The organism is Prescottella equi (assembly GCF_002094305.1).
Classification (GTDB): Bacteria; Actinomycetota; Actinomycetes; order Mycobacteriales; family Mycobacteriaceae; genus Prescottella; species Prescottella equi.
Genome location: NZ_LWTX01000007.1, coordinates 244,571 through 265,551 on the forward strand (window position 1 = coordinate 244,571; position 20,981 = coordinate 265,551).

A 20,981-nucleotide genomic window follows, 5' to 3' on the forward strand; every position below is an offset into this window, starting at 1 on the left:
GAGGGTCTAGCTGTCGTCCCGCTGCATCGTCGCCCACAGGCCGGCGGCGTGAAGTTTCCGGACATCGTTCTCGACTTTATCGCGAGAACCGCTGGATACGACCGCTTTGCCTTCCTTGTGAACCTGCATCATCAGATCCGTCGCCTTGGCTTTGCTGTAGCCGAAGAGCTTCTGGAAGATGTACGTCACGTAGTGCATGAGGTTGACCGGGTCGTCCCAGACGACGGTTACCCAGGGGCGATCCTGCGCCTCGACCGTCTCCTCGATCTCGGCCTCCGCGGGCGAGACCTGGGGCGCTGCAGCGGGCATCTTGCCGACCGGGAGTGTCGTCGGGAAAGTTGTCATCGTCGAACACGGCGCCATGGGTCCAGGGTACGGCGTAGCCATCGAACCCGACACCCGCGGCCGGGGCCCGAATCGTAGAGTTGGCCCTGTGGCAACCGTTCCCGCATCCCGTGACGTCGACACGTCCAGTACCGCCCTCTTCACCGACCAGTACGAGCTCACGATGCTCGAGGCGGCGCTCGCGGACGGTTCCGGCCACCGGCAGTGCAGCTTCGAGGTCTTCGCCCGACGACTGCCCGACGGCCGCCGGTACGGCGTGGTCGCGGGCATGGGGCGCATCGCGGACGCCTTGTCGCGCTTCCGTTTCGGCGAGCCGGAACTCGAGGTCGTGGGCCGCTTCCTCGACGCCGCGACGGTGCGGTGGTTGCGGGACTTCCGGTTCTCCGGCGACATCGACGGCTACCGCGAGGGCGAGCTGTACTTCCCCGGGTCGCCCATTCTCTCGGTCCGCGGGACGTTCGCCGAATGTGTCCTACTCGAGACGCTGGTGTTGTCGATCCTCAACCACGACAGCGCGATCGCGTCGGCCGCCGCCCGGATGGTCAGCGCGGCGGACGGCCGCCGGATGATCGAGATGGGCTCGCGCCGCGCCCACGAGGAGTCCGCCGTCGCGTGCGCCCGCGCCGCGTATCTGGCGGGCTTCGACGCCACCTCGAATCTCGAAGCGGTACGCAGGCACGGCGTCCCCGGTGCGGGCACCAGCGCCCACGCCTTCACGCTCCTGCACACCGACGACGGTGTCCCGGACGAAGTGGGCGCTTTCCGGTCGCAGGTCGCGGCGCTCGGCGTCGGCACGACGTTGCTCGTCGACACGTACGACATCACCCGCGGCGTCGAGAACGCCGTGGCCGCGGCGGGCACGGGCCTCGGGGGCGTGCGGATCGACTCGGGCGATCTCGGCGTGCTCGCGCGTCAGGTCCGCGAGCAGCTCGACGGCCTCGGGGCGACCGGCACCCGGATCGTGGTGTCCGGGGACCTGGACGAGTATGCGATCGCCGCGCTGCGCGCCGAACCCGTCGACTCGTACGGCGTCGGAACGTCACTCGTGACGGGATCGGGTGCTCCGACCGCCGGGATGGTCTACAAACTCGTCGAGGTCGAGGGCGTGCCGGTCGAGAAGCGCAGCAGCAACAAGCAGTCCCGGGGCGGCACCAAACGCGCGATGCGCCTGAGCCGGGCGTCGGGCACGATCGTCGAAGAGGTGCTCTACCGGGCGGGCGCCGCAGCGCCGGACACCGCCGGTCTCGAGTCCCGGGAGTTGCTCGTCCCGATGGTGCGCGCGGGCGAGCTCGTCGACGACCTTCCCACGCTCGACGAGGCCCGGGCCCTGCTCGCCGCGAACCTGGTGAGCCTGCCGTGGGAGGGGCTCAAGTTGTCGCACGGCGACCCCGCCGTACCCACCCGATTCGCGTCGACCGAGCCGATCGCGGCGGTTGCCGAGGGAGGAGTGAAGTGACCGGCACGGCACTCGTCGTCACCGACGTCCAGAACGACTTCTGCGAGGGCGGTGCACTCGCCGTCGCGGGCGGTGCGGCAGTGGCCGCCGCGATCGAGGAGCTGTACTCCGACCACGGCTACAGCGCGATCGTCGCCACCCGCGACAACCACATCGACCCGGGCGACCACTTCTCCGAGACCCCGGACTTCGTCGACAGCTGGCCGCCGCACTGCGTGGCCGGGACGCCGGGCGCCGAGTTCCATCCGGCACTCGGGACCGGTGCGATCGAGGAGACCTTCTCGAAGGGCGAGCGCAGCGCCGCGTACTCGGGCTTCGAGGGTGTCTCGCCGTCCGGCGAGTCGCTCGCCGACTGGTTGCGCCGGCACGACATCGACGCCGTCGATGTCGTCGGGATCGCGACCGATCACTGCGTCCGGGCGACGGCGCTGGACTCCGCCACCGAGGGCTTCCGCACCCGCGTGCTGCTCCCCTTTACCGCGGGCGTGTCCCCCGCCACCGTCGAGGCGGCATTGGCCGAGCTCGACGCGGCCGGCGTCGAGCTGGTCGGCCGTCTCTCCGAGCCGGGAGCCGCCGCGCCCTGATGCCTCCGAGTCCTCAGCGGTGCGCGGTGGACGTGAACTGATGTGTCGCCGCGTCGACGATCTCGGTCGGCGTGACGGTGATCTCCTCGTTCAACCATGCGGTGACCAGTTCGACCAGACCGCCCACGAACAGCAGTCCTGCGATCTCGCCCTGCAACGGCGGCCAGGCGCGCTCGCCGTACATGCGTGCAGCCTCGTCGGCGACCATCTGAGCAAAACCCCGCAGTGCGGCGCGGCGGTGAGTGCGCAGGGGTTCGACAGCGGCGGACTCGATGAGCGCGAACCGGCCCTTTCGGGGGTCTTCGGTGAGGATGGTGACGAACGAGGCGATGGCATTGCGGACACGCTGCTCCAGCGTCCCGGTGTCGGCGTGCAGCGCATCGAGTCCGCGGCGCCGAACCTCCTCCGCGATGCCGTCCAGGACGGTCTGCAGGAGTTCGTCCCTGCTGGTGAAGCTCTCGTAGAAATATCTCTCGGTGAGTTTGGCGCGCGCACAGATGGCAGTCATGGTGGCGCCGCTGATCCCGCCCGCCGCGAACACGTCCAGCCCCGCCTCGAGCAGGCTCTCGCGCCGACGCGCGGTGCGTTGGTCACCGCTGAGACCGGCGTAGCGGCGCGGGAGGGAGGAAGCCATGGATCGATATTGACAGACCCACCGACTGTGACCCAGACTACATCTATCTGACAGAGCCTACTGTCAGATGGACGGGGGTCTAGATGTCATGACCAAGTTGTTGGCCGATCCACCCACACAGTCCGGGCTACGCCCGGTCGCGGGCCGACCGGGCCTGCCGCTCGTGGGGCAGGTACTCGCGTACATCCGGGATCCACTCGCGCTGATGCAACGACAGTGGGACCGCTACGGCGAGATCTCGTGGTTCTCAATGCTCGGTCGACGGTGGCTCGCCGTGCTCGGCCCGGACGCGTGCCAGGAAGTGCTGCAGAACAAGGATCGGGCCTTCGCCAACGGCGACGGCTGGTCGGTCCTAATCGGTCCCTTCTTCCACGGCGGTCTCATGCTCCTCGACTCGGAGGAACATCTACGACACCGCCGCATCATGCAGCAGGCGTTCACCCGAGCTCGGCTCGAGAAGACCGTCGCCGCCCTCCACCCCGCGATCGACTCGGCGCTTCAGGGATGGACCCCCACCGAGGGGTTCCGGGCCTACACCGCGCTCAAGGCACTGACGCTGGATCTCGCCACCGACATCTTCATGGGCGGGGCGGAAGGAGCAACCGACAGCGAGATCGCCTCGGTGCAGAAGGCCTTCGTCGACTGTGTCCAGGCGGCCACCTCGGTGATCCGCCGGCCGGTCCCGGGGACCCGATGGAAGCGCGGGCTCGACGGCCGGCGCGTTCTCGAAGAATTCTTGCACCGGTATCTACCGGCACGCCGAACCCGCGAGACCGACGACCTCTTCTCCGTGCTCTGCCACATCGAGGCCGATGCGGGACAACGCTTCACCGACGACGAGGTGATCGACCACATGATCTTCCTCCTCATGGCCGCCCACGACACCTCGACGATCACTCTCTCCACGATGATGCAGTACCTGGGCCAACATCCGAGGTGGCAGGACCGTTGCCGCGCGGAGTCGCTGGCGCTGGGGACCTCGACACCGAGCCACACCGAACTGGACGGGCTCGACAGCCTCGATCTGGTCATGAAGGAATGCCTCCGGATCGTCTCTCCGGTGCCGGTCGTGGCGCGCCGCGCGGTGCGCGACACCCAGGTTCGCGGGCACTTCGTACCGGCCGACACCTACGCGGCGGTGGCTCCGCATTTCACCCATCACATGGCGGAGTACTGGCCCGACCCCGAATGCTTCGATCCCGAGCGCTTCGCGCCGCACCGCCGCGAGGACAAGGTGCACCGGTATGCCTGGGAGCCGTTCGGTGGCGGCGTGCACAAATGCCTGGGAATGCACTTCGCCGGCGCCGAGATCAAGGCGATCATGCATCATCTGCTCCTGCGTTTCGACTGGCAGGTCGACGCCGACTACGTCGCTCCGCTCGACTTCACCTCGTTGCCGTTCCCCTCCGACGGACAGCCGGTCGATCTGCGTCTGCGGCCTCGCATGCCTGCACCGTCGCCGCGGTCCGCACCGTGATGCGGCAGGTCGCCGACCGGAGTTGACGGTGCCGGGCAGTACCCTGTTGCGGTGTCCCGTGAGCTGCCGAACGTGCCCGATCTCCTCAAGCTCGCGGTCCGCTCCCTGGGCGGCAAGGAACGCCAGAACCAGTTGACGATGGCGTCCGCGGTCGCCCACTCCATCGACACCGGCGAGCACCTCGCGGTGCAGGCCGGCACCGGTACCGGCAAGTCGCTCGCGTATCTCGTGCCCAGCGTCCGGCATGCCGTCGAGTCCGGACGCACCGTCGTCGTCTCGACCGCGACCATCGCGCTGCAACGCCAGCTCGTGGATCGCGACATGCCCCGTCTCGCGGAGGCGTTGAAGCCCGCGCTGGGACGTCTTCCCCGGTTCGCGATCCTCAAGGGCCGCAGCAACTACCTGTGCATGAACAGAATCCACACCGGGATGGCGCAGGACGATCCGCCGGACGCCGAACTGTTCGACGCCTTCGCGGTCTCCCGGCTCGGCCGCGAGGTCCAGCGGCTCACCAAGTGGTCGTCGGACACCGAGACCGGTGACCGCGACGACCTCGTGCCCGGCGTGAGCGACCAGGCGTGGCGGCAGGTCAGCGTCAGCGCCCGCGAGTGCCTCGGTAAGTCGCGCTGCCCCGTCGGCGAGGATTGTTTCGCCGAGCGGGCGCGCGCGGAGGCCGCCCAGGTGGACGTCGTGGTCACCAACCACGCGATGCTCGCGATCGACGCGATCTCCGGGATCGCGGTGCTGCCCGAGCACGATGTCGTCGTGATCGACGAGGCCCACGAACTGGTGGACCGGGTCACGGGGGTCGCGACCGCGGAGTTGACGGCGCCCGCGATCAGCGGCGCGGCCCGGCGTGCCGTCAAGCTCGTCGAGGAGCAGGACGTCGACCGACTCGAGGCCGCCGCCGAGGGGTGGGCGGATCTGCTCGAAGAACTGCCGGCAGGACGCTGGGACGCGCTGCCCGACGGCGTCGGGATGGCGCTGGCCGCCGTCCGCGACGCGGCGTGGAACGTGCGCACCGCGATCGGTCCGTCGAAACCCGGTATGGCGGCCGCCGACCCGGAAGCAGCCGCCGCACGCAACGCCGCCCTGTCGGCGATCGACGAGATCCACGACAGTGCGGTCCGCGTTCTCACCGCGTTCGACGAACCCGATCCGGCCAAGCGCCGGGACGTTGTGTGGCTGGCCGTCGAGGACAACCGCGGCAACATCCGCCGGGTGGTGCGGATGGCGCCGCTGTCGGTGGGCGGGCTGCTGCGGGCGAGCCTGTTCGCCGAGTCCACGGTGGTCCTCACGTCTGCCACGTTGACCGTGGGCGGCTCGTTCGACGGGCTCGCGGTGAACTGGGGTCTGCCGCCGGAGTCGCCGTCCCGCAGCGACACCGGCACGGCCACCGGCAAGGAGGCGCCGTCGGATGCCGGTGCGCTGCGCTGGAATTCGCTGGACGTCGGGTCGCCGTTCGACCACGCCAAGTCCGGGATCATGTATGTCGCCCGGCACCTGCCACCGCCCGGCCGGGACGGCCTGTCCCCCGCGTTCATGGACGAGATCGAGGAGTTGGTGACCGCCGCCGGCGGCCGCACGCTGGGCTTGTTCTCGTCGATGCGGGCCGCGAAGGCCGCCGCCGAGGAGATGCGCGGACGGCTCGACGTGCCGGTCCTGTGCCAGGGCGACGATGCCACCGGCACGCTGGTGAAGAAGTTCGCGGAGGACGAGCCGACGACCCTGTTCGGCACCCTGTCGCTGTGGCAGGGCGTCGACGTGCCCGGGCCGTCGCTGAGCCTCGTCATCCTCGACCGCATCCCCTTCCCCCGCCCCGACGACCCGCTGCTGGTGGCCCGCCAGCAGGCGGTCGAGTCCCGCGGCGGCAACGGCTTCCTGTCGGTGGCCGCGAATCACGCCGCACTGCTGCTCGCGCAGGGCGTCGGTCGTCTGCTGCGCAGCACCGACGACAAAGGTGTGGTCGCGATCCTCGACTCCCGGCTGGCCACCGCCCGGTACGGCGGCTACCTGCGTGCGTCCCTGCCGCCGTTCTGGGAGACGGCCGACCCGAAGGTGGTCCGGCAGGCACTCGCCCGGATCGCGGCGTCGCGGCCGTCGAGCTGACGGCGGTATGACGGCGGGCTGTCCCGGAAACCCGGTCGAGTCGGCGCCGGTCGTCCTATGCTCGGGCGATGGACCCGGTGATCTCGGTTCGCGGACTCACCAAGCGCTTCGGTGACGTCCATGCCCTCGACGGCCTCGATCTCGAGGTCGCCCCCGGCGAGGTCCACGGCTTCCTCGGCCCCAACGGTTCCGGCAAGTCCACCACCATCCGGGTACTGCTCGGCCTGCTGCGCGCGGACGGGGGCGAGATCTCGGTGCTCGGGGCCGATCCGTGGCGCGACGCCGTCAACCTGCACCGGCACCTGACGTACGTGCCGGGCGACGTCAACCTGTGGCCCAATCTCACCGGCGGCGAGGCGATCGACCTGTTCGGACGGCTGCGCGGCGGCCTCGACGACACGCGTCGTCGGGAGTTGCTGGAGCGCTTCGAACTCGATCCCACACGCAAGGGACGCACGTACTCGAAGGGCAATCGGCAGAAGGTGGCGCTGATCGCGGCGCTCGCGGCGGACGCGCAGTTGTTGATCCTGGACGAGCCGACGTCCGGCCTGGATCCGTTGATGGAGGCGGTGTTCCAGCAGTGCATCGGTGAGGCGGCACGGGAGGGCCGCACGATCCTGCTGTCGAGTCACATTCTCGCCGAGGTGGAGTCGCTGTGCGGGGTGGTGACCATCATCCGCGCCGGCCGCACGGTGCAGAGCGGCACCCTCGCCGAGTTGCGGCACCTCACCCGGACCACGGTGACGGCGACCACCCGCCGGTCCCCGGCCGGTCTCGAGTCCGTGCCGGGTGTGCACAACGTCAAGCGCCTCGACGACCCGGACAACGGCGTCACGTTCGACGTCGACTCCGATCACATCGACTCGGTGATGACGACACTGGCCGGTCTCGGGGTCGTGACCATCACCGCGAACCCGCCGACGCTCGAGGACCTGTTCCTGCGCGAGTACAGCGACGAGTTCGACTCGCTGGGCATCGAGCCGCGATGACGACGCAGGTCGCTCCCACCACGCAGGCCGTCCGGCCCACGGATGCGGGGGCCGCCGATCCACTCGCAGGCACGTGGAACCTCACCCGCCTGGCGCTGCGGGTCGACCGGATCCGCCTGCCCGCGTGGGTGATCGCGATAGGCGGATCGACGGTGCTGCTGGCGTCTAGCTACCAGACCCTCTACCCCACCGCCGAGTCGCGCCAGGCGCGGGCGGCGCTGATCGAATCGCCGGCCGCCACGGCTCTCGCCGGTCCGGGTTACGGACTCTCGGATTACACGCTCGGCGCGATGGTCGCCAACGAGATCGCGGGTATTTCGATGATCGCGGTCGCGATCATGTCGGTGCTGCTCGTGACGCTGCACCTGCGCACCGAGGAGGAGACCGGACGCGCCGAGATGCTGCGCTCGGGCGTCGTCGGCCGGTTCGCGCCGATCACGTCGGGTCTCGCGGTGGTGCTGCTGGCGAACCTGTCGATCGGGTTGATCCTCGGCCTGGGACTGACCGCGGTCGGTCTGCCGGCGTTGGGGTCCTGGAACCTCGCTGCGGGCGTGTTCATGGTGGGCCTCGCGTTCGGCGCGACGTCGGCACTGTTCTCCCAGGTCACCGAGCATGCCCACACCGCAAGCGGATTGGGGCTCGTGGCAGTCGCCGTCGCCTACCTGCTGCGCGCGGTCGGCGACGTCCGCGCCAAGGAGGACGGCAGCGTGTGGTCCTGGCTGTCGCCCATCGGTTGGGCGCAATCCACGCGCGCCTACGTCGACGAGCGGTGGTGGCCGCTGCTGCTGGGGATCGCTGCGGTGGTCGTCGGCGTCGTGCTGGCGTATGCGGTGGTGGGGCGGCGCGACGTCGGGGCCGGTCTGGTGGCGCCGCGCGGCGGGCGGCCGCGCGCGAGTGGTGCGCTGACCGGGATCACGGCGCTGACGGTGCGGATGCAGCGAAACCAGATCGCCGCGTGGGCCATCGGGGTCGCGGCGCTGGCCTTCCCGATCGGCGCGCTGGGCCAACAGGTGGCCGACTTCGTCGACCAGGATCCGCGGCTCGCCGACCTGCTGCCGGGCGGCGAGGGCAACGCCGCACAGGGAGCGTTCGCGCTGTATCTGGTGTTCCTGGCGATCATGGCGTGCATGTACGCGATGACCGCGGTGCAGTCGGCGCGGAACGAGGAGACGTCGGGCCGGGCCGAGGACGTGCTGTCGAGCCCGGTGTCGCGGTGGCGGTGGCTCGGCGCGCAGTTGGTGGTGATCTCGGTGGCGACGGCCCTGATCGTGCTCGCCGCCGGCGCGGCGATGGGCGTCACCGCGGCCGCGACACTGCACGACGGCTCGATGTTCGGTCGGCTCGTGGGCTCCGCCGCGAACTTCCTGCCCGCGACGCTCACTGTGATCGCACTGACCGCGGCGGTGTACGCGTGGTTCCCGCGGCTGCTGGCGGTGGTGTGGGTGTATCTCGGCTACGCGCTGGTGATCGGGATGTTCCTCGAGGTGTTGCCCGACTGGACCGGCTGGGCGTCGCCGTTCCACTTCACCCCCAACCTGCCGGCCGACGAGTTCGACATCGTGCCGTTGATCGTCCTGCTCGTGATCGCCGCCGCGTTGTACGCGCTGGCGCTGCTGGGTTTCCGTCGCCGCGACATCCAGTCCTGACAACGGGAGGTCGACGTGCCCGACATCGAATATCGACTCCCCCAGCAGCTCCGACTGGGCACGGAACTCCCCGGGCCGCGGTCCCTCGCCCTCGCCGCCCGTCGGCGTGCCGCGGTCGGGGCCTGCGTGGGGTCGTCGGTCCCGGTGTACGCGGTGGACGCTGACGGCGGCGTCATCGTCGACGTCGACGGCAACTCGCTGATCGATTTCGGCTCCGGCATCGCGGTCACCGGCGCCGGGGCGTCCAACACCGCGGTCGCCGCGGCCGTCCGGGAGCAGGCGGCGCGGTTCACCCACACGTGCTTCATGGTGACGCCGTACGAGGAATACGTAGCCGTGTGCGAGCGGCTCGTCGCGCTCACGCCCGGCGACCACGACAAGCGAGCGGTGCTGTTCAATTCCGGCGCCGAGGCCGTCGAGAACGCCGTCAAGATCGCCCGGCACGCGACCGGCCGCGACGCCGTCGTCGCCTTCGATCACGCGTACCACGGCCGCACCAATCTCACGATGGCGCTGACGGCGAAGAACCTGCCGTACAAGGACGGGTTCGGCCCGTTCGTCCCCGAGGTGTACCGGATGCCGATGTCGTATCCGTTCCGCGAGCCTCCGAATCCGGACGGCAGCGCGGTCACCGGCGACCAGGCCGCGCACCGCGCAATCGATTTGATGGACAAGCAGATCGGTGCACGCCGGATCGCGGCGATCGTCCTCGAGCCGATCCAGGGTGAGGGCGGATTCATCGTGCCTGCGTCGGGTTTCGTGCCGACGCTCGTCGCGTGGGCGCGCGCCAACGGGATCGTGTTCGTGGCCGACGAAGTGCAGACCGGCTTCGCCCGCACCGGCGCATGGTTCGCGTGCGAGCACGAGGACGTGGTCCCGGATCTGATGACGCTCGCGAAGGGCATCGCGTCGGGCATGCCGCTGTCCGCGGTGGTCGGTCGCGCCGACCTGATCGACGAGGTGCACACGGGCGGCCTCGGCGGCACGTACGGAGGGAACCCGGTCGCGTGCGCCGCCGCGCTGGCGACGCTCGACCAGATGCGCGACCTCGATCTCTGCGGCCGGGCACGCCACATCGAGGAAATTGCCCGGCCGCGACTGCAGGCACTCGCCGACGACGTCGACATCGTCGGCGAGGTCCGTGGCCGCGGCGCGATGCTCGCGCTCGAATTCGTCCGCCCCGGCACCCGCGAACCAAACCCGGAGGCCACCCGGGAGATCGCTGCGCGGGCACTCGAACGCGGTGTCGTCGTACTCACCTGCGGTACCTACGGCAACGTCATTCGTCTGCTGCCGCCGCTGGTGATTCCCGATGATCTCCTCGTCGACGGACTCGACATCCTCGGTGCCGCCGTGCGTGCAAGCTGACGGAGCGTCGGCCGAGGAACGCTGTGGCCGCTCTACAGGTACGGCGCTGCCACCAACCCCAGTTCCGCATCCGTCGCGAGGAGTCGGTGGTGTGGCAGCACGCGAACCGTATACCCCACCGATCCGGAGACCGGCAGCGGCGTGAGAGCCTCGAACACCTCGCCGAGACCGTCCGTCCCGGTGTGCGCCATCGGCACGGTCGTGACATCGGTGAGGTCGTCGTTCGGCCCCACCCGTCCGAGCACCGCCTGCACCACGACGTCCTGCGGTGACAGGCCGCCGAGGCGGACGAATGCCCTCAGCGACAGATCGGCGCCGATCTCCGGGTCGTCGGGCAGCCCGGCACTGTCGACCTGCGCCACCTGCACACCCGGCCACGCGGACTCCACGCGCCGCCGATACCCGGCCACCTCGCGGGCACCGGAGAAGTTGTCGGGCAGCACGTTTCGGGAGGCGATCGCGGCCGGGGCGTAGTACTCGACGGCGTAGTCGCGCACCATCCGCGACGCCAACACCTTCGGCCCGAGGGTCTGCAGGGTGTGCCGCACCATCTCGATCCAGCGGGTCGGCAGGTTGTGCTCGTCGCGGTCGTAGAACCGTGGCAGCACAGACCGCTCGAGCAGCTCGTACATCGCGGTGGCCTCGAGGTCGTCGCGGCGGACCTCGTCGACGACGCCGTCCGCGGTCGGGATGGCCCAGCCGTTCTCGCCGTCGAACATCTCGTCCCACCACCCGTCACGGATGGACAGGTTGAGGCCGCCGTTGAGCGCCGACTTCATGCCCGACGTCCCGCACGCCTCGAGGGGGCGCAGCGGATTGTTGAGCCACACGTCGCAGCCCCAGTACAGGTAGCGAGCCATCGAGATGTCGTAGTCGGGCAGGAACACGATCCGATGCCGGACGTCGTGCTGGTCGGCGAACCGCACCACCTGCTGGATCAGCGCCTTGCCGCCCTCGTCGGCGGGGTGACTCTTACCGGCGACCACCAACTGCACCGGACGCTCGTCGTCGAGCAGCAGTGCCTTCAGCCGCTCTGGGTCGCGCAGCATCAGGGTCAGGCGCTTGTACGTCGGCACCCGGCGCGCGAAGCCGACGGTGAGCACGTTCGGGTCGAACACCTCTGCGGTCCAGGAGAGTTCGGCCTCGGTGGCGCCGCGTTCGAGCCACGACGCCCGGACTCGGCGGCGCACCTCGTCCACCAGCTGCGCCCGCAGCGTATTCCGCGTGGACCACAGTTCGGCCGGGTCGATTTCGCGCAGCCGCTCCCAGCCGCGGGCCTCCTCGAGCATGTCGGGCCCGACGAGGCGCCGCCCGAGGTCCATCCATTCGCGCGCCGCCCACGTCGGCGCGTGCACGCCGTTGGTGACCGACCCGATCGGCACCTCCGCGGCGTCGAAGCCGGGCCACAACGACTCGAACATCTCCCGGCTCACCTCGCCGTGCAGCTTCGAGACACCGTTGGCGCGCTGGCCGAGGCGAAGGCCCATGTGCGCCATGTTGAACACGCCGGGGTCGTTCTCGCAGCCGAGGGCCAGGATCCGGTCCACGGCCAGACCGGGCAGCAGCGTCGAATCGCGTTCGCCCTCGTTCCCGCCGAAGTAGCGGCGGACCAGGTCCACCGGGAACCGGTCGATGCCGGCCGGGACAGGGGTGTGCGTGGTGAACACCGTGCCGGCGCGGACCGCGGCGAGCGCCGCGTCGAAGTCCAGTCCGGCGCCGGTGACGAGTTCCCGGATGCGCTCGAGGCCGAGGAAACCGGCATGCCCCTCGTTCATGTGGAACACCTCGGGGTCGGCGAGCCCGTGTGCGCGGGTGTAGGCGCGCACCGCACGGACGCCGCCGACGCCGGCGAGGATCTCCTGCTTGATCCGGTGATCCTGGTCGCCGCCGTAGAGCCGGTCGGTCACCGCGCGCAGCTCCGGATCGTTCTCGGCGATGTCGGAGTCGAGCAGCAGCAGGGGAACCCGCCCGACCTGCGCGATCCACACGCGGGCCCGCAGTACCCGGCCTCCGGGCATAGCGACGTGCACGAGCACCGGAGCGCCCGCGCCGCCGTCACCGCTTCTCTCCGTCAGGAGTCGCAGCGGCAGACCCTGCGGATCGTGCGCCGGATAGTGCTCGGCCTGCCAACCGTCCGGGGTGAGCGACTGGCGGAAATACCCGGAGCGGTACAGCAGCCCGACGCCGATCAGCGGCAGACCCAGATCCGACGCCGCCTTCAGGTGATCGCCCGCGAGGATGCCGAGGCCGCCCGAATAGTTGGGCAGCACCTCGGTGACACCGAACTCCATCGAGAAGTAGGCGATGCCGGTCGCGAGTTCAGCGCCCTTGTCGAGCTGGTCCTGATACCACCGTGGCCGCGTCAGGTAGTCGTCGAGATCCGCGGCCGCGCGGTCCAGATCGGCCAGGAACACCGGGTCGACCGCCAGTTCGTCGAGCCGGTACGGATCCACCTCGCCAAGCATGCGGACCGGGTCGTTGCGGACCGCGACCCACAGTTCGGGATCGATCGACGCGAACAGGTCCTGCGTCGGCGGATGCCACGACCACCGCAGGTTGGTCGACAGGGTTCCCAGTGCCGCGAGACGCTCGGGCAGATGGGCACGGACGGTGAAACGACGCAGGGCTTTCACGCCGCGAACACTACCCATGTTCGAGTCCGGTGACGCGCCGAGTCGGGCACCGCCCGTACCGCGATCAGGTCCGCCAGACGGCGGTGAATTCGTACCAGGGTCCACCCAGGTGCGTCGCGGAGAAGTCGTCGAATCCCGCCGGTGTCCCGTCCGGCGAATAGGCCCACCCGGAACTCGTCGAGATTCCGAGACCGCCGGCGTCGACGAAGTAGACGGCACCACCGGCGTCCTTGCGCACGTAGTGGAAGTCGAAACGGCCGATCTCGACGTCCTGACGAGACGGGTCGGGTGAGGCGAGGACCTCGATCGCGACCCGTTCGAAATCCGGCCGCAGGTCGTCGAAGCTCGGCGGCGGGAAGAGCCGGACACCGGCCACGGCTGCGATCACGATCGCGGGCGCAGCCAGGACCCACCAGGACCAGCGCCGGTCCCGACCCACGAAGTACAAGGTGCGGATCGCCCACACCAGGCCCGCGACGAGGAGGACGAGGATCGCTGCGCCACCGAAGAGCAGCGGATCGGCCCACCGCGCGTCCTCGAATCTCGACGGCCACCAGTCGTAGTGGATGCACACGAGGACACCGACGGCGACGCCGACGATCGCGGCGAGGACTCGGCCCGGCGGCCTGCTGTGGACATCGGCGTCTTCGGCGCCACCCCGCAATTCCCCCATGCAACGACGGTACCGACGCACGAGGGCGCCCTCCGGTTCCGTCGACGGTGGAGACGGAACCGGAGGGCGCGGTGACTACTTGCCTGCTACTTCCTGTCGACTGGACTGCCGGCTGCTACAGCCCCCCGAGCAGCAGATGGAGCAGTCCTCCGACGAGGTCGATCAATCCGGCGACGAGTCCCATACGGTTACCTTTCGGTCCGGCTTCGTTCGAAGCGTCGAGTAGTACGCCGTGAACGGTATTCGGGACGAATTGCCCCGAAGTTGCCGCGAGTAAACGAGCCGTAAAGTCGATCTCACCGATTTCTCGGTCCGCGATCCCGACGCCACGCGAGCCGCTGAACTACCGTTGATCCGTCACCTCGACGCTGTCCCCGGACAGTCGCAGCCGAACGGAGTACGTGTGCCAGGTCGCCTCGCCATCGACGATGTGCTGCCCTCGATCGACGGCGGCCGGTTCCCGGCCAAGGCCGTGGTCGGCGAGGTGTTCCCCGTGTCCGCGACGGTGTGGCGCGAGGGCCACGACGCGGTCGCGGCGACGCTCGTCGTCGAGGGGCCCGGAGGTTCTGCAGAAACGCTGCGGATTCCCATGCATTCCGGCCACGTTCTCGATGCCTTCCACGCGTCGTTCGCACCGACGTCGGTCGGTACCTGGACGTACCGGATCGAGGCGTGGGGCGATCCGATCCAGACGTGGCGCAACGCGGTCGAGGCCAAGCTCGCCGTCGGCCAGGGGCCCGCAGACCTCGCGAACGACCTGGAGGTGGGCGCGCGCCTGTTCGAACGGGCCGCCGACGGCGCCCAGGACTCGGACCGCAGCCGACTCCTCGGCGTCGCGTCCGCACTTCGGTCCGAGCGGCAGCTGCCGGTCCGGGTCGCGCCGGCCTTCTCGGTGGAAGTGGCCGAGGCGCTGCGGATCCGGCCGCTGCGCGAACTGGTGACGGCGTCGCGTACGTACGACGTCGTCGTCGACCGCCGACGCGCCCTGTTCGGGTCCTGGTACGAGTTCTTCCCCCGCTCGACCGGTGGCTGGGACGAGCACGGCGCACCACGGCACGGTACCTTCGCGACCGCGGCCGCGGATCTGCCGCGGATCGCCGCGATGGGCTTCGACGTGGTGTACCTGCCGCCGATCCACCCGATCGGCGAGGTGAACCGCAAGGGCCCCAACAACGCCCTGACGGCCGGCCCGGACGACGTCGGGTCCCCGTGGGCGATCGGATCGGCCGACGGTGGGCACGACGCGATCCACCCGCGGCTGGGCTCCGAATCCGACTTCGAGTCGTTCGTGGCCGAGGCCGGACGCCTCGGTCTCGAGGTGGCGCTTGACCTCGCGCTGCAGTGCGCCCCCGACCATCCCTGGGCGGCCGCGCATCCCGAGTGGTTCACGGTGTTGCCGGACGGCACCATCGCGTACGCCGAAAACCCTCCGAAGAAGTACCAGGACATCTATCCGCTCGACTTCGATCACGATCCGGACGGGCTGCATGCCGAGGTGCTGCGCGTCGTCCGGCACTGGGTCCGGCTGGGCGTGAAGATCTTCCGGGTCGACAATCCGCACACCAAGCCGCCGAGTCTGTGGGAGTGGCTGATCGCCGAGGTCAAACGCACCGACCCCGACGTGCTGTTCCTGTCGGAAGCGTTCACCCGTCCGGCCCGGCTCTACGGGTTGGCGAAACGCGGCTTCACGCAGTCGTACACGTACTTCACGTGGCGGGTGCACAAATGGGAACTCACCGAGTTCGGCAACGAGATCGCGGCCAAGGCCGACGAGGCCCGTCCCAACCTGTTCGTGAACACGCCGGACATCCTGCACGAGAGTCTGCAGCACGGCGGGCCCGGGATGTTCGCGATCCGGGCGGCACTCGCCGCCACGCTGTCGCCCACGTGGGGCGTGTACTCGGGGTACGAGTTGTTCGAACACGTCGCGGTCCGCCCGGGCAGCGAGGAGTACCTCGATTCGGAGAAGTACCAGTTGCGTCCGCGCGACTTCGCCGGCGCCCGTGCGCGTGGCGAGTCACTCGAACCGTGGATCGCGACGCTCAACCGCGTCCGGCGCGCGCATCCGGCGCTGCAGCAACTGAGGAACCTGCATTTCCACCACGTCGACAACGACGCACTGCTGGCGTACTCGAAGTTCGACCCGGTCACGGGCGATGCGGTGCTCACCGTCGTCAATCTCGACCCGTTCGGGGCGCAGCAGGGATTCGTCGCGCTGGACATGCCCGCGATCGGGCGTGACTGGCACGATCACCTGTCCGTGCACGACAAGGTCAGCGGCGAGCAGTACGAGTGGGGGCAGCACAACTTCGTCCGCCTCGAGCCGTGGCGCGCGTGCGCACACATCCTGACGCTGCCGCACATCCCGTTCGATGCCCGACGCCGCCTCGCCGACCGGGAACACAACCCGTGACCGCCCCGGATCCAGCGTGCCCTCCCGATCCGCACGATCTGACACTGCTCGCGCAGGGCACTCACCACGACCCCCACTCGGTGCTCGGCGCGCACACGCGGCCCGACGGCACCGTCGTGCGGGCACTGCGGCCGGGTGCCGAGTCGGTGTCGGTGCGGATCGGCGGCCACGACCGTCCGCTGCACCCCGTCGGGCACGATGTCTTCAGCGCGCTCCTCCCCATCCGCGACCTGGTCGACTACCGGCTCGTCGTGACGTACCCCGGCGACCATGTCGTCGTCACCGCTGACGGATACCGCTTCCTGCCCACCCTGGGTGAGCTGGACCTGCATTTGTTCGGCGAGGGCCGACACGAACGACTGTGGGACGTGCTCGGTGCGCACCCCCGCACGTACGAGACCCCCGATGGCAGCGTGCGCGGGACGTCGTTCGCGGTGTGGGCGCCGGCGGCCCGCGGCGTCAGCGTGCTCGGTGAGTTCGACCTGTGGGGCGGGCGCACCTTCCCGCTCCGGGTGCTGGGGAGCACCGGGGTGTGGGAGGTCTTCGTCCCCGATGTCGGGGTCGGCGATATGTACAAGTTCCGCATCCACGGCCACGACGGCAGCGTCCGCGACAAGGCCGACCCGATGGCGTTCGCGACGGAGGTGCCCCCGGCGACGGCGTCGATCGTCACCGAGTCCGCACATCGGTGGACCGACCACGAATGGATGGCCGCGCGCTCCGGACTCGAACCGAGCCGGGAACCGCTGAGCGTCTACGAGGTCCATCTGGGCTCGTGGCGTCCCGGCCTGAACTACGTCGAACTGGCCGACGCGTTGAGTACGTACGTCATCGAGGCCGGCTTCACGCACGTCGAACTGCTGCCGGTCGCCGAACACCCGTACGGCGGGTCGTGGGGGTACCAGGTGACGTCGTACTACGCCCCCACGGCACGTTTCGGCTCCCCCGACGACTTCCGGGCCTTCGTCGACCGGCTGCACCGCGCCGGTATCGGCGTCATCGTCGACTGGGTGCCCGCGCACTTCCCGAAGGACGAGTGGGCGCTGGCCCGCTTCGACGGCACTGCGCTGTACGAGCACGCCGATCCGCAGCGCGGCGAGCAACTCGACTGGGGCACCTACGTGTTCGACTTCGGTCGGCGCGAGGTGCGCAACTTCCTCGTCGCCAACGCGCTCTTCTGGTTCGACGAGTTCCACGTCGACGGCCTGCGTGTGGACGCCGTTGCCTCGATGCTCTACCTCGACTACTCGCGCCCGGCAGGCCAGTGGACACCCAACGTGCACGGCGGTCGGGAGAACCTCGAGGCGGTCGCGTTCCTGCAGGAGATGAACGCGACCGTGCACAAACACCACTCGGGTGTCGTCACGGTCGCCGAGGAGTCGACGTCCTGGCCCGGAGTCACCCGGAACACCAGCGTCGGCGGTCTCGGCTTCACGATGAAGTGGAACATGGGCTGGATGCACGACACGCTCGGTTACCTGCGGCGCGACCCGATCCATCGCAGCTTCCACCACAACGAGATCACCTTCTCGCTGATGTACGCGTGGAGCGAGAACTACCTGCTGCCGATCAGCCATGACGAGGTGGTCCACGGCAAGGGCACACTCTGGTCCCGGATGCCCGGCGACGACCGCGCGAAGGCCGCCGGGGTTCGAGCGCTGCTCGCCTACCTGTGGGCGCACCCCGGCAAGCAGTTGCTCTTCATGGGGCAGGACTTCGGGCAGGCCAGCGAATGGTCCGAGGAACACGGGTTGCGGTGGCGCGAGCTCGAGGATCCCGCGACCGGAGACCTGCACCGCGGCATCCACGCGCTGGTGTGCGCTCTCAACGCCATCTATCGCGCCACCCCCGCACTGTGGTCGCTCGACACCTCGCCGGGCGGCTATTCGTGGATCGACGCCAACGACACCGAGAACAACGTGCTCAGTTTTCTCCGGTACGGCAGCGACGGCTCGATCGTCGCGTGTCTGTACAACTTTTCCGGTTCGGCACACTCGGATTATCGTGTGGGCTTGCCCGAGCCCGGAACGTGGTCCGAGATCTTGAACACCGATGCGCAGGACTTCTGCGGATCGGGGCTCGGCAACCTGGGTGCGGTGACGGCCACGGAACACCCGTGGCACGGCCGCCCGGCCTCGGCGACGCTCACGCTGCCGGCGAGCGCCGCGATCTGGTTGGAGCTGGAACGGTGAAGGGACACTCGGTGACTGGGCTGGATCGGTGAGGACACAGACACGACCGGTGTCGACGACGCGGACCCTGATCACGGTCCTGGTGGCGGCGACGCTCGCGGCCACCGCCTGTTCGGCGACCACCGAAGGGCAGGCCGTGTCCATCTACGACGACCCGTTCACGGTCGCCGGACTCCCGGCCCGCGGCGGCCCCAGCGGACCCCGTGACGGAGTGCCGAACGCACCGCTCGCGGTTGCCGGCACCGACGGCGGCGAAATCGACGCGCTTGCCGCCAATGCGATCTCGGACATCGAGGACTACTGGGCCGGCGAATACCCCACCGTCTTCAAGGGCACCTTCGCGCCCGTCTCGGAGTTGTTGTCGTGGGACCCCGACGCCCCGAACGGCACCCGGTTCTGCGGCATCGATACCGCCGACCTCGTCAACGCCGCGTACTGCATCCGGCAGGATTCGATCGGCTGGGATCGCGCGTATCTGCTGCCGAGCCTCGTCGACGCGTTCGGGCCCATGTCCGTGGTGATGGTGCTCGCCCACGAGTACGGTCACGCGATCCAGCACAAGGCAGGGCTCGTCGGCGACGACGACCCGGGCATCGTCGTGGAACAACAGGCAGACTGCTTCGCAGGAGCGTTCATCCGTCACGTCGCCGAGAACGGGGCACCCCACTTCACCCTGAACACCTCGGACGGACTCAATTCCGTGCTCGCCGCAACGGTCTCGGTGCGTGACGCCGATCCGAACGACCCCGATTCGATTCACGGTTCGGCGTTCGAACGGGTCACCGCGGCCCAGATCGGGTTCACCGACGGGGCGGGCGCGTGCACACGGATAGACGCCGACGAGATCACTTCCCGCCGAGCCGATCTCCCGCAGGGATTCAGCGGCAGCAACGACGACGGCGAGCTCCCCGTCACGCGGGAGACCCTCACGGTGCTCTTCGACTCGTTCGCCGCGGTGTTCGCCCTCGACGAACCCCCGAAGCTGGACCTGAACGGCGTCGACACCATGTGCGCAGATGCGACCGCCACCCGTCCCGTGGCGTACTGCCCGACCACCAACACGATCAGCGTGGACGTCGCGGACCTCGCGGCGCGCAGCCGACCCGCGACGGAGATGACCGGCGTCGACCCCCTGCTGAACGTCGACGTCGTCGGCGACTACAGCGCCTACGTCCTCCTCGCGTCCCGCTACACCCTCGCGGTACAGAAGGCCGCCGGGCAACCCATCACGGGCCCGCAGGCAGCGCTGCGTGCTGCATGCCTGTCCGGATCGGTCACGGCGGCACTGAGCCCGGACGGGTCCACCACCGGCACCGAGCGCCGGATCTGGTTGTCGGCGGGCGACCTCGACGAGGCGATCTCGGGGCTGCTGTCCGACGGTCTGGCCGCCAGCGACGTCGACGGCGCCACCGTGCCCAGCGGCTTCTCACGCGTCGACGCCTTCCGCACCGGTGTACTCGGTGGGCAGAAGGCGTGCGACGGACGCTACCGCTGACGCGGAGGGAACGGGGCTGCGCTCAGTAGAGCGCCGACGCCAGCTTCCGCCGAGCCGCGACCACGATCGGCTCGGCCGGGTCGAACAGCTCGAACAGCTCGAGCAGGCGGGTCCGGACCGTCGTCCGGTCGTCACCGAACGTCCGCTTGACCAGCGCGACGAGCCGATCGAAGGCGGCCTCCGGCTGCTGCGAGTACAGCTCGGCATCGGCGGCCGCGAACTGCGCGTCGATGGAGTCGGGCTGGGCGTCGGCGACGGCGACGGCGTCGGCCGGTAGATCCTGCACGCGGGCGAGGAACCGGACCTGGCGCAACGCCGCCTGCGCCTGCTGATTGGCCGGTTCGGAGTTGAGAATGAGGTTGTAGGCGGCCTCGGCGCCCGCGAAGTCGCCCTCGTCGAGCGCGTTCTCCGCTGCTACGAAACGGGGGTCCTCGGGCTCGGGTTCGGGTTCACCGTCACCCGACGGCGGACCGGAGAGCTTGCCGGCGACCGCTTCCTGCAGCGCGGCGATCCACTGGCGAAGCTGCGGCTCCGGCTGAGCTCCTGCGAAGTCGGCGAGCGGCCGGCCGGCCGCGATCGCGACCACGGTGGGCACGGACTGCACGCCGAACGCCTGCGCGATACCGGGGTTCGCGTCGACGTCGATCTTCGCCAGCACCCAGTTGCCACCGCCCTCGTGCGCGAGCTTCTCGAGTACCGGGGACAGCTGCTTACACGGGCCGCACCATGTCGCCCACAGGTCCACGATCACGAGGACCTCATTGGACCGATCGAGGACCTCGGTCTGGAAGGTCGCCTCGGTGACATCGACGACCGGCGCCAGACCGGTGGGGTTCACCGGGGCGCTGCCGTCGGCGGGCGGACCGGCAGAGGGGCTCGGCGGGGCCGGCGCGCGGTCCTTGAGACCGGACAGATCGACGGCTCCGGCCATGGCCGCAGCGATTGCAGGGGACGGACGGGAACCGGG

Annotated in this window: 15 protein-coding genes; 10 read left to right on the top strand and 5 right to left on the bottom strand. The window is 69.6% G+C overall.

The window, feature by feature from the left end; all coding sequences use genetic code 11:
• Positions 1–6: 6 nt before the first annotated feature.
• Positions 7–363 (bottom strand): ATP-dependent Clp protease adapter ClpS, encoded by a 357-nt coding sequence (gene clpS / locus A6I89_RS18175; protein ID WP_005513967.1) that lies wholly within the window; start codon positions 361–363, stop codon positions 7–9.
• 70 nt (positions 364–433) lie between these two features.
• Between clpS and A6I89_RS18180 the strand changes: the two genes are divergently transcribed.
• The gene (locus A6I89_RS18180) at positions 434–1,801 is read left to right on the top strand and encodes a nicotinate phosphoribosyltransferase (RefSeq protein WP_022595238.1); all 1,368 of its coding nucleotides are present in this window, start codon (positions 434–436) and stop codon (positions 1,799–1,801) included.
• On the top strand, positions 1,798–2,385 hold the full coding sequence (locus A6I89_RS18185; RefSeq protein ID WP_022595236.1) for an isochorismatase family protein: 588 nt from the start codon (positions 1,798–1,800) through the stop codon (positions 2,383–2,385). Before A6I89_RS18180 ends, A6I89_RS18185 begins: the two co-directional genes overlap by 4 nt.
• Before the next feature lie 13 nt (positions 2,386–2,398).
• Here the strand turns inward: A6I89_RS18185 and A6I89_RS18190 are convergent, their stop codons facing one another.
• Entirely contained in the window at positions 2,399–3,019 is a 621-nt protein-coding gene (locus tag A6I89_RS18190) for a TetR/AcrR family transcriptional regulator (RefSeq protein ID WP_005513970.1), read from the bottom strand.
• 88 nt (positions 3,020–3,107) lie between these two features.
• Between A6I89_RS18190 and A6I89_RS18195 the strand changes: the two genes are divergently transcribed.
• From A6I89_RS18195 to gabT, 5 genes are all read left to right on the top strand, one after another.
• Positions 3,108–4,496 (top strand): cytochrome P450, encoded by a 1,389-nt coding sequence (locus tag A6I89_RS18195; protein ID WP_022595233.1) that lies wholly within the window; start codon positions 3,108–3,110, stop codon positions 4,494–4,496.
• Positions 4,497–4,547: 51 nt separating this feature from the next.
• A complete protein-coding gene (locus tag A6I89_RS18200) occupies positions 4,548–6,605 on the top strand; it encodes an ATP-dependent DNA helicase (RefSeq protein WP_022595231.1) in 2,058 nt (685 codons plus the stop codon).
• A 68-nt stretch (positions 6,606–6,673) separates the two neighbouring features.
• Positions 6,674–7,594 carry an ABC transporter ATP-binding protein gene (locus A6I89_RS18205; protein ID WP_005513976.1) on the top strand — a complete coding sequence of 307 codons (921 nt, stop codon included), beginning with the start codon at positions 6,674–6,676 and terminating at the stop codon, positions 7,592–7,594.
• Positions 7,591–9,240, top strand: coding sequence for an ABC transporter permease (locus A6I89_RS18210; protein ID WP_022595229.1), 1,650 nt, complete (start codon positions 7,591–7,593; stop codon positions 9,238–9,240). The genes A6I89_RS18205 and A6I89_RS18210 overlap by 4 nt, the downstream gene beginning before the upstream one ends.
• Positions 9,241–9,255: 15 nt before the next feature.
• Positions 9,256–10,608 (top strand): 4-aminobutyrate--2-oxoglutarate transaminase, encoded by a 1,353-nt coding sequence (gabT, locus tag A6I89_RS18215; RefSeq protein WP_022595228.1) that lies wholly within the window; start codon positions 9,256–9,258, stop codon positions 10,606–10,608.
• Positions 10,609–10,640: 32 nt separating this feature from the next.
• Here gabT and glgP read toward each other — a convergent pair whose 3' ends face one another.
• Positions 10,641–13,241 carry an alpha-glucan family phosphorylase gene (gene glgP, locus A6I89_RS18220; protein WP_022595226.1) on the bottom strand — a complete coding sequence of 867 codons (2,601 nt, stop codon included), beginning with the start codon at positions 13,239–13,241 and terminating at the stop codon, positions 10,641–10,643.
• A gap of 64 nt (positions 13,242–13,305) precedes the next feature.
• Entirely contained in the window at positions 13,306–13,914 is a 609-nt protein-coding gene (locus A6I89_RS18225; RefSeq protein ID WP_022595224.1) for an NrsF family protein, read from the bottom strand.
• 403 nt (positions 13,915–14,317) lie between these two features.
• Between A6I89_RS18225 and A6I89_RS18230 the strand changes: the two genes are divergently transcribed.
• The 3 genes from A6I89_RS18230 to A6I89_RS18240 are packed head-to-tail and all read left to right on the top strand — an operon-like array spanning position 14,318 to position 20,014.
• Complete coding sequence (locus tag A6I89_RS18230) at positions 14,318–16,327, top strand: alpha-1,4-glucan--maltose-1-phosphate maltosyltransferase (protein ID WP_022595222.1); 2,010 nt, start codon at positions 14,318–14,320, stop codon at positions 16,325–16,327.
• Entirely contained in the window at positions 16,324–18,519 is a 2,196-nt protein-coding gene (gene glgB / locus A6I89_RS18235) for a 1,4-alpha-glucan branching protein GlgB (protein ID WP_022595220.1), read from the top strand. Before A6I89_RS18230 ends, glgB begins: the two co-directional genes overlap by 4 nt.
• Positions 18,520–18,568: 49 nt before the next feature.
• Entirely contained in the window at positions 18,569–20,014 is a 1,446-nt protein-coding gene (locus tag A6I89_RS18240) for a neutral zinc metallopeptidase (protein WP_022595218.1), read from the top strand.
• A gap of 22 nt (positions 20,015–20,036) precedes the next feature.
• Here A6I89_RS18240 and A6I89_RS18245 read toward each other — a convergent pair whose 3' ends face one another.
• A complete protein-coding gene (locus tag A6I89_RS18245) occupies positions 20,037–20,945 on the bottom strand; it encodes a tetratricopeptide repeat protein (protein ID WP_022595216.1) in 909 nt (302 codons plus the stop codon).
• Between the last annotated feature and the right edge of the window lie 36 nt (positions 20,946–20,981).